The sequence below is a fragment of the Verrucomicrobiota bacterium genome, from assembly GCA_027622555.1.
Taxonomy (GTDB): Bacteria; Verrucomicrobiota; Verrucomicrobiia; order Opitutales; family UBA2995; genus UBA2995.
In genome coordinates, this window is record JAQBYJ010000175.1 from 1 (window position 1) to 8,686 (window position 8,686).

At 48.4% G+C, this 8,686-nt stretch carries 8 protein-coding genes; 4 read left to right on the top strand and 4 right to left on the bottom strand.

Going from position 1 to position 8,686, the window contains the following annotated elements; all coding sequences use genetic code 11:
• The coding region (locus O3C43_23755) for a hypothetical protein (GenBank protein ID MDA1069501.1) at nucleotides 1–278 on the bottom strand (278 nt) is incomplete at its 3' end.
• A gap of 259 nt (nucleotides 279–537) precedes the next feature.
• On the opposite strand from O3C43_23755, the gene O3C43_23760 reads away from it, so the two are divergent.
• The 3 genes from O3C43_23760 to O3C43_23770 all read left to right on the top strand — a co-directional run bounded on the left by O3C43_23760 (nucleotide 538) and on the right by O3C43_23770 (nucleotide 3,132).
• A complete protein-coding gene (locus O3C43_23760; GenBank protein ID MDA1069502.1) occupies nucleotides 538–924 on the top strand; it encodes a hypothetical protein in 387 nt (128 codons plus the stop codon).
• A 217-nt stretch (nucleotides 925–1,141) separates the two neighbouring features.
• Nucleotides 1,142–1,456 carry a hypothetical protein gene (locus O3C43_23765; protein MDA1069503.1) on the top strand — a complete coding sequence of 105 codons (315 nt, stop codon included), beginning with the start codon at nucleotides 1,142–1,144 and terminating at the stop codon, nucleotides 1,454–1,456.
• Nucleotides 1,457–2,124: 668 nt separating this feature from the next.
• A complete protein-coding gene (locus O3C43_23770; protein MDA1069504.1) occupies nucleotides 2,125–3,132 on the top strand; it encodes a pyridoxal-phosphate dependent enzyme in 1,008 nt (335 codons plus the stop codon).
• 144 nt (nucleotides 3,133–3,276) lie between these two features.
• Here O3C43_23770 and O3C43_23775 read toward each other — a convergent pair whose 3' ends face one another.
• Nucleotides 3,277–4,014 (bottom strand): protein-L-isoaspartate(D-aspartate) O-methyltransferase, encoded by a 738-nt coding sequence (locus tag O3C43_23775; GenBank protein ID MDA1069505.1) that lies wholly within the window; start codon nucleotides 4,012–4,014, stop codon nucleotides 3,277–3,279.
• Between the two features lie 312 nt (nucleotides 4,015–4,326).
• Between O3C43_23775 and O3C43_23780 the strand changes: the two genes are divergently transcribed.
• Nucleotides 4,327–5,082, top strand: a complete 756-nt coding sequence (locus O3C43_23780; GenBank protein ID MDA1069506.1) for a sulfotransferase family 2 domain-containing protein — start codon at nucleotides 4,327–4,329, stop codon at nucleotides 5,080–5,082.
• A 138-nt stretch (nucleotides 5,083–5,220) separates the two neighbouring features.
• Here the strand turns inward: O3C43_23780 and O3C43_23785 are convergent, their stop codons facing one another.
• Together O3C43_23785 and O3C43_23790 are read right to left on the bottom strand one after the other, a co-directional pair.
• A complete protein-coding gene (locus tag O3C43_23785) occupies nucleotides 5,221–6,642 on the bottom strand; it encodes a VCBS repeat-containing protein (GenBank protein ID MDA1069507.1) in 1,422 nt (473 codons plus the stop codon).
• Between the two features lie 244 nt (nucleotides 6,643–6,886).
• Nucleotides 6,887–8,548, bottom strand: a complete 1,662-nt coding sequence (locus O3C43_23790; protein ID MDA1069508.1) for a hypothetical protein — start codon at nucleotides 8,546–8,548, stop codon at nucleotides 6,887–6,889.
• Nucleotides 8,549–8,686: the final 138 nt, after the last annotated feature.

The window sequence follows — 8,686 nt, forward strand, 5'->3', positions numbered from 1 at the left end:
GTTCCTTGCTTTGGAATAATCAAACACGTGTGTGATAATTTAGAATTCTTTCTATGTTTTGCGGTGACCCCGGAAGGATGAATGGTTAATGCGGCCATGTCTCGAATCTCTTTCATCCGGGCAGTTCGCGACGCAACTTCCCATTTATTCAACTCACTCTCAACACAATAGCTGTACCACATCCCTAAACCGCCTAATCCAGCAAAAGGAGGTGTTGTGCAGAAGTTGATCTTCGTCTGGATATACAATGTAGATTTGGTGACTTTTAGTAATGCCATTTTAAGAGCCCTGCTAGATATTAAAATTTACGGGTGAGTTCCTTACCACCCAGTTTCGGCTGTTAATAAAACAATGTCAATTTGTTCCACATCATTAAGTTAGGCATTCCCATGTTGAGACCAATTTTCATCCAGTCACTGGAATCTCAGACCGGAATTTAAAATAGGAGTCTATCCCATCTGGGTTTTCTAAGTGCGAAATCTTTAGAAAAAGGGTAAGCCTACGGGGTCATGTCTCGACTATTGACTAAATCTCTCAGTGGAGGGGTTATTATGCTTTGCCGAGAAGGCGTTCAACCATCCCTGGCCAATCTGGGGCATCGGGATCGAACTTGATGAGCTCGTCCTTGATTTTGTCTGCTCTATTTTTGCCGCGTGGAACGAAGCTGAGACATTGAAAGACGGTTCGCTCGTGACGGGTTGGGCTGTTGCTGATAAAGATAAAAAGGGAAATGAACCCAATGCCCTTAAAAACGCTACTCCCTGCAGCAAGCAACGGGGTATCTACGCATTTTTCTCCCCACACAGCGGGGACCGGACTTTGGGGATGAGCTTCTTTTTTAGAACCCCGCAGCGAGCAACGGGGAATGAACCAGTTCAATCGTGGCGCTTGTTGCCGAAAACGCAAAATGACACGAAAACCTGATGCCCCACCCGCTTAAGTGATGAAATTTAGCAAATATCGGGATAAATTCGATGATATTTTGTTAAATGAGTGATTTGAAAGCGCTAAATAAACAATTTTTTGGAAATCACTCTAACGCTAAAATGATTTAATTGTATGGAATTTAGCGATTATTTGGTTTAATCATGCAAAAATTATTAAGTACGAGCATTTTCAACTTTTAAACGGATAAATTTTTATGGCATTGATTTTTGGTTCATCCGACCCGCTTCGATCCGGTGAAATCTCGCGAAAAGTAAAAGCGGGAAAGCTGCGGAAGCTTGCCAGCAAGCTTTATACGGATGATCTGCGTTCAAAACCGGAGGACATAATCAGACGGGCACGCCTTGAAATTGCGGCTCATTTCTACCCTGGAGCGGTTATCAGTCATCGTTCCGCTCTTGAGGGGACTGTGTCTCCTGCGGGAAAATTGCATTTGAGCGTGCCTGGAACTGTTGCTCCCGTGCGGAAATTACCAGTGGAGAGCCATAAGGGGACACGTCTTGGATATTGACAAAACACCTAACAACTTCCCTGTCCACTATTGAACGAGCGCTTTGCAGTTGAGCTATTTTTTGGCCTTCACGACAAATTCCCGGGTAGCCCATTCCCGATTCTCTTGGCCGGAGATGTATTTCATCACGTAGTTACCCGGTTCCTCGGGCGCTTTAAACTGAAGGGTGCTTCCCCGGGCTGAGTATTGATAGGAAAGATACTTCGGAGACAGCAAAACGGGTCATGTCTTGGAGACAGGTATGATCTAAACAGATCGGTAACAGATTGTCTAAAGACATAGGTAACACTTTTAATTGGGCGTTATGCCCTGGAAAGAAGTAGATCCTATAAGAATCAGTCTAATTATCCATGACACCCCGACTCTGATTCCTTTCATAATCATGTCCACTTCCCCAAGGGCATCGTTTAAAATGGAAAAACACCGTAAAGTTCTGGTGAGCGCCCTTCCATTCGGTTACCCGCTTCGTTTCTGTTTTTCATGAATCGCCAATAATTAGACTGGTCCCTGCTTTGTTCTACGTTCTTGCATCAACGATGCCTCCTATATCCCTGGGGTCAATCTGCGTGAAGATGGTGGATACACTGCGAAATAGATTGCCCCCACGCTATTGACTGAGGTGACGATTTAGAATCGCCGGAATCCTTTGGATTTGTATGACATAGGGAATGGCAATAAAAGTCCCAACTATTAACGAGGTTCGAGATGCAGTGACTGTAATCCGTGAGCATTTTTCACCGGCTCCGTTGATCCGATCCTATCCATTGGAAAAGCGTCTTGGACTTCCAGAATCGCGTCGCGTTTGGATTAAGGATTATGGATGGACTCCAGTTGGATCGTTTAAGTTGATGGGCGCACTGAATTGGATGGCCAACAATTGCGAACTGATTGGTGAGCGTTGCGTGGCGGCCCATTCATCGGGAAATTTTGCGTCGGGTATTTCGTTTGCGGGCATGCGGTATGGGAAACGAGTGATTGTGGTGATGCCAGACAATGCGCCGGAGATTAAATTCAAACGGACGCGATCCTTTGGAGCTGAAGTTCGTACCTTCAACAAGGTTCGTGACGCGGAGACAGGCGAACGCATGAAACTGTCACAGCAAATAGCAGAGGAAGAAAACGCGGTTGCGGCTTCGCCGTATGACGACCCGTATGTAATTGCGGGAAATGGCGTGGGTGGGCTGGAGATTGTCGATGAGTTGAAGATCCAGGAGCGCGAGATTTCGCATTTTTTCTGTCCTGTCAGTGGTGGTGGATTGATGGCGGGTCACGCGCTTGCAATCGCCGATGGATTTCCGGACGCGCAAATTATTGCGGTGGAACCGGAAGGAGCAGCAGATTTCAAGCAATCATTTGAATCAGGTAAACCCATACGCATCGATCACCCCGATAGTATATGCGACGGCCTTCTTTCGTATTCTGTTGGCGATTACAATTGGCCAATCCTGCAACGGTATATTTCAAGTGTTTCGTTGATTTCCGATTTGGACACGCAACGGGCCATGAAGTGGATCTACGAACAGCATGGTTTACGATCCGAACCCTCGGGGGCGATCGCGACGGCAGCAGTGCTTGCGGAAGGTGCCGACCTCGAAGGAACAGGCGATATTGTCATCGTGTTAAGCGGTCGGAACGTTGACGAAATTGCGTTTCAGAAATGGATTGAGGTCGTCTAGTATAAATAGTGGAGCTGTGGATGGCGCCATCCAATTATTCATGATTTATCGTCCGCCAAAAACTGATCCTTGTCCGGTTATAGTTCGTATGGCATCTCTCCACCCCCTTACCATTATTGCACGAAGTCTTTGTTAGTATTATACTCAGGGATCCTCTTGGGCTCGACCCGTCATGGGCACGAATCGCACCGGGATGACCGACCTTTTGGAAACCTTGCCGTTGGCTTTTTTGGTATAAACGTTCAGGTCCTGGAGGTTACGACCGACCGGTACAACCAGCCTGCCGCCTGTTTTAAGTTGTTCAATAAGGGGCTTGGGTAATTGAGGCGGAGCAGCCGTGATGATAATGCCATCAAAGGGAGCTTCATCGGGCCAGCCGAGGTAACCGTCTCCATGTTTTACCTGAACATCGAAGTATCCCAGTCGTCTGAGATCGGCCTCAGCACGAACAGCCAATGGTTTGATTATTTCGATGCTAAAGACTTCTAACCCCATTTCCGCCAGTACGGCGGCTTGATAGCCGGAGCCTGTGCCGATTTCGAGAATCTTGTCTCCCGGTTTGGCTTGAAGTAACTCGGACATCAGGCCGACTATGTAGGGTTGGGAAATCGTCTGATTCTCACCAATCGGAAGGGGATGATCTTCGTAGGCCATTTCCTGATAATGCACAGGCACCAGCTCGTGGCGTTTTACTTTACGCATGGCTTCAAGAACCACCTTATCACGGATGCCTCGCTGTTTTATTTGATCATCGACCATATCCATGCGCAATTCCTTCCATTTGTCAGCCTCCTCGGTATCCGTCTGGCCTATTACTGTTACGAAACAGCCGAGTAAGAAACCTGCTCCAAGTAGCCATTCAGATCGTATAAAATCTTTCATGAAAATATCCTATCGCCCCATCGTAGCATTTTCCATCCTAAAATGTTAAATGGCTAATTTCAGTGAGCAGCCGAAACCGGTTGAAATACGTTTCACGGGTGAGCCAAAGGGGGTATGGACCGGACGGATCGGTTACTCTGGTAGTGGTCTCCTCTTCCTATAGATCCACGATATTGAGTGATAGGTTTGACCAAATGGGGCAACGCGTCCTTGACCCATATTCCTTCTGCGTAAGTATGGACTGAAATTAAACAAGAATTTATAGTGGGAGATCCAAAGAGCAAACAAGGCAAGGGGGCAGCAATCCGCTTGATGAAACGCCATCATTTCAGCCCATTCAAGTTCTACATCAATCGGGAGAAACGTCTGGTAATCGTTCTTAATCCAAAGGTGGGAACGAAAAGCGTCCGCCATGCTCTAAACCAGGGTTTTAAGGAAGCCTTCGGTATGGAGGATCCATCAAATGGACGCTATCGCTTGTTCAAGAAGGCTCGAGAGTTCCCATTTGCTCCGTTGCGTGATTACTGGCATGCATTATCTAATACGGAGGACTATGAGTTTTATTGTTTTGTGCGTAATCCATACGCTAGACTGCGTTCAGCATGGCTTAACAAGTTAGCCTATGGTCACGATGTAGGATACTCCAAAAGTGTTAGAAAAAAGATCCTTAAACCAGTAAGGAAATTTGCCCGGCAGAATGGATGCGAGGGTGGAACGGATCATTCCGCAATACCCTTTTCAACCCTGGTTTCTTTTGTTGAATCAGAAACCACTGGCGAAAGAGATCATCACTGGGATGAACAACACTCGGTCTTATTTATGGATGCCATTCATTATACGGGCATCTATAAACTCGAAACTCAATTTAATGAAGGTATGACCCATATCTTGAAACGCATCGGCATTGATGATGATTGCATAGGTGGTTTGCTCGGAATCCACCGCAACAAAAGTGCCCCTCCTTCAGATACCTCCTTCGATACCGATTTGGCGAGACGGGCGCACTCTATTTATGCCCGAGATTTTGAAACTCTCGGTTATGAAGAAGATTCATGGAAAGGTCTTTAGATTATTCTCCCGGAGGCCAAGGCCTTTGCAATTACCTCTGACTTATTCGGGGCAATAAATCAGATACGAAGTTAATAGATGCGTGGCAGCTGAGGAGAATCCTTCTCATTGCATGGTTTCCCAATCACGACCGCTAATCTACTTTGTCGGCGTGGTGGCGGGAGGTTGCACCACCAATCCGCTGCCATTCTGTCGGGTCGTGTGCACGACGATGCTCATGGACTCCATTCGCTGATCACCTGCAGAGGAAAATTTCACTTTCGGTTGCGCAGCCGCCCACGCCTCCGGACCCACGTCCTTCATCTCGTGGACAAACACAAATGTGCCGAGCTTGTTACCTATGACTAAATCCCGGAGGCCATCCCCGTTCACGTCTCCGGTGCCAATCTGGCGCCCCACGCCGGAATGGTCGTCTATCAGATTTGGAACCCAATCGACTGAATGGTCAGCGTTGCGCACCAATTTGAACCAGTAGAGCACACCTTCCTCACTGGGGCCGGGTGCAAGAGCCTGACCGTGCGCCCAGTAGCAATTGCCGGTGATGAGGTCCTGGAGTCCGTCACCGTCCACGTCGAAAAACTCGACCGCGTGCAATTCAGGAAACGCAATGCCATATCGATTCTCGTCCGGATTCTTGTGCATGAATACATGGGAGCGCCATAGCGGTGAGCCGGACGCATCTTTTTCCGCAAGTTGCTCGTGCCAGGCGAGACCATAACCATGCGCTGCAAGCGCGGTCACCACATCCGCCCGACCATCGCCATTGACGTCGTAAGCATACATTTGCGCGGCGGCGGGAGCGAACTGGATGCTGTGCAATTTCCAGGCGGGATTCTCCTTGAGAGAGGACGGTTGCTCAAACCAGCCGTCCTTGAAAATCAAATCCAGTCTACCGTCTCCGTTCACGTCGCCCAGGCCGAGACCGTGGGTGAACCGGGGCCAGTCACCGCTCGCAGTTATAGGTGTGAATTTCCAAAGTGCAGTGGGATTCGTCCAGTCCGGGGAGGCATAACCGAAGTCGCCTTCGTAGTTGCAGACGATTTCCGGTTTCCCGTCGCCAGTGATGTCAGTGAAAGTTGGGGATTCGTTGTCCACATGCTCGAGCACGGTATGTCGTTCCCAGTGCTGTTCCGCGCCCTGCGGATTGAGGTATAGATATGCCGGTGTGTTAGGCAGGCCGTAGGTCAGCACATCGTTCCAACCATCACCGTTCAGGTCATAAACGAAGGCAAAAAAATTGTTGGTTGAATAGGCATTCTTGCTCCCGAAATCGCCCTCGAAACCGGGAAACTCGACTTCCTTTCCGTGCTTTGTCGTCTTCGTTCTCTGCGTCGCCGGATAAATTTCGTGTCGCTTCGTGAAGCCCGGTCCCTCCCACCAATACGGACCGGAGATGGCATCCGTATGGCCATCGTGGTTCAGGTCGCCGAGCGCTGCCCCTTCACTCCAGTAATATTCATCAAGGTGCAGTCGCTTGAACGAGTGCAACGTTTGTTCCGCGGTTGCCAGCGGAATGGCAACGACACAAAACAGCCCGACAGACAGGGGTAGTGGGTTCATGCCCTGATTTCTGGTAAGTTTTGCCGGAAAGGTCAAGCACCGGGGGTACCCGAAGTCTCCGTCGTACCTAAAGCACGAGTGGGAACAGCCAAAGGGGTGCGACAGGAATAAACCGGAAACATCGGTTACAGTTTCAAAGGCTTGAAGTGGGCAAACTGAAAGAAAGTCGATCCGCGATCCCTATTTTTGATAGCAGTTCAAGACATGACTTATGGATGTTGCCCTGGAAGAGGAAGTGGCTCGACTACGGCGCGATTATTTCAGCATCGGGAGCTTTCACATTGTTTGCAAACAGGTGACATTCACCGTCTTTGTAGGCAAAGAAATTAAGCGCCTCACCCGGTCGCGAGCGTACCAACCCTGAGAAGCCAGCTCGGTTCGTCCGGGTCAACAGGTTATCAAACCAGTTCGCCTCTAGATGTTTCGCCACATCAGGACGATCCGTTCCGGTAGCACCTAACCCTACCACCACTCCAGAGGCATTGGTAATAACCACCCACTGGGCTTCCCGTTCTCCTTTTGGTCCGAGCCTTACCCAACCTTGTATGATATCAAACTCAGGGTCACCTTCTCTACTATCGAAGCTGTCTACAAACCCGATGCATTGAGGCGCGGTCCCGGTTGAAGGATCAGTTTTATATGCATCTGGAAGGGGTTTACTTATCCAGGTAAGAATATTGACAGGTGGAGAATGACCGTGGTGCTTGATATAAAAGGGCCACACATGATTGTTGATTTTTTCAAGAACGGGAGACAGTCCGCGATGAATGGGTTTGGTTCCAAAGGCCGCAGCAATCGCTCCATCTTTGATCATGAACTGCCTACTGCGCAAGCCGTCGTCGAACAAAAAGGAGGCACTCGCTAATCCAAGGATCCCCAATAGATATGCAAGCAAAACAAGCTTCTTACCGTTACTCAAAATTGGAGTGAAAAGCGGAAACAATCCAGGCAGCGCAATGATGAACAAGGTGGGAATGAGCATGTATCTTGAAGCGAGACCACTACGCCCCAATCCAGTCATGAGACCTACGCCAACACAAAACAAACATACCAACAAGCTTCGCAATTGGCGATCATCAAGGACCTGTCGTTGAATGTACGCCCGGTAACAGGAAAAGGTGAATACAGCAAGAAACAGATAACCCACAATGTAAGTGAGAGCATTCCCAATCCCAACGAAAACCAAGGGAGACGCTAACAGAAGCGCGGCGTAATTTACGATCGCAATGGGATCAAATAATGATTCGAGCGGATCGCCATGACCGGCGATTACGCTGAACCGACTGAAATAAAAAGCGATAGTACACGCACCAGCCAACACGAGGGTTAGATAAGCTCGCCAATTCCACCGGGACAAGAGTCCGTGAATCAACAAGGCAGGCCAGACCGCAAGGCCCCAGCCAAAACTGAATGTGGCACACACCGAAAATAAACTGCTAAGCAACACTTGTAGAATCTGATGTTTCCATTTCCGCTTCGGAATAGAAACCGCCACCGAGAGTGCAATTACAGAGAAGAGAACTGATACGTAAAGGTGTACCTGATTGGGCCAGACAAGATTCTCCCAATGCATGGGAGATAAAATCAACGCACAACCACACAGCGTGATCGCAATGGCCATCATTGATTGAGGACTGGAACCAAATCTACTTCGACCCGTGATCAACACTACGCTCAATATTGCGAAGAGCTGCATCAATATTTGCGGCAGTAGTCCGAATGAATTAAACACCTTGAAATCGATACCCCAGATCAGCATCGGCAAATAGGGTTGGTGCTCGTTGATGGTGAAGTCGAACAGATCTGTTGATAACAAGTTCGGAGCTGTATCACCGAGACCACGAATCAAAAAATTGATGACGCTTACCATATCCCAATCGGGTGCAATGTCCTTGTTTGCAAACATGAACATGGAGGATCCAATTCCGATGAGAAGTCCCGCGGCAATCACCAGTCGGATTAGCCAGGTATAAAAACCACGGTATAATTATTTAGAGCGTATAATGCGTATGGTTACAGGGATTGATAAATAAACTTGCCCTCG

What these genes read in the sequence shown, in the direction of transcription:
- O3C43_23765 (MDA1069503.1), top strand. Translation starts at nt 1,142, where the DNA reads ATGGCATTGATTTTTGGTTCATCCGACCCGCTTCGATCCGGTGAAATC.
- O3C43_23770 (MDA1069504.1), top strand. Translation starts at nt 2,125, where the DNA reads ATGGCAATAAAAGTCCCAACTATTAACGAGGTTCGAGATGCAGTGACT.
- O3C43_23775 (MDA1069505.1), bottom strand. Translation starts at nt 4,014, where the DNA reads ATGAAAGATTTTATACGATCTGAATGGCTACTTGGAGCAGGTTTCTTA.
- O3C43_23780 (MDA1069506.1), top strand. Translation starts at nt 4,327, where the DNA reads ATGAAACGCCATCATTTCAGCCCATTCAAGTTCTACATCAATCGGGAG.
- O3C43_23785 (MDA1069507.1), bottom strand. Translation starts at nt 6,642, where the DNA reads ATGAACCCACTACCCCTGTCTGTCGGGCTGTTTTGTGTCGTTGCCATT.
- O3C43_23790 (MDA1069508.1), bottom strand. Translation starts at nt 8,548, where the DNA reads ATGTTTGCAAACAAGGACATTGCACCCGATTGGGATATGGTAAGCGTC.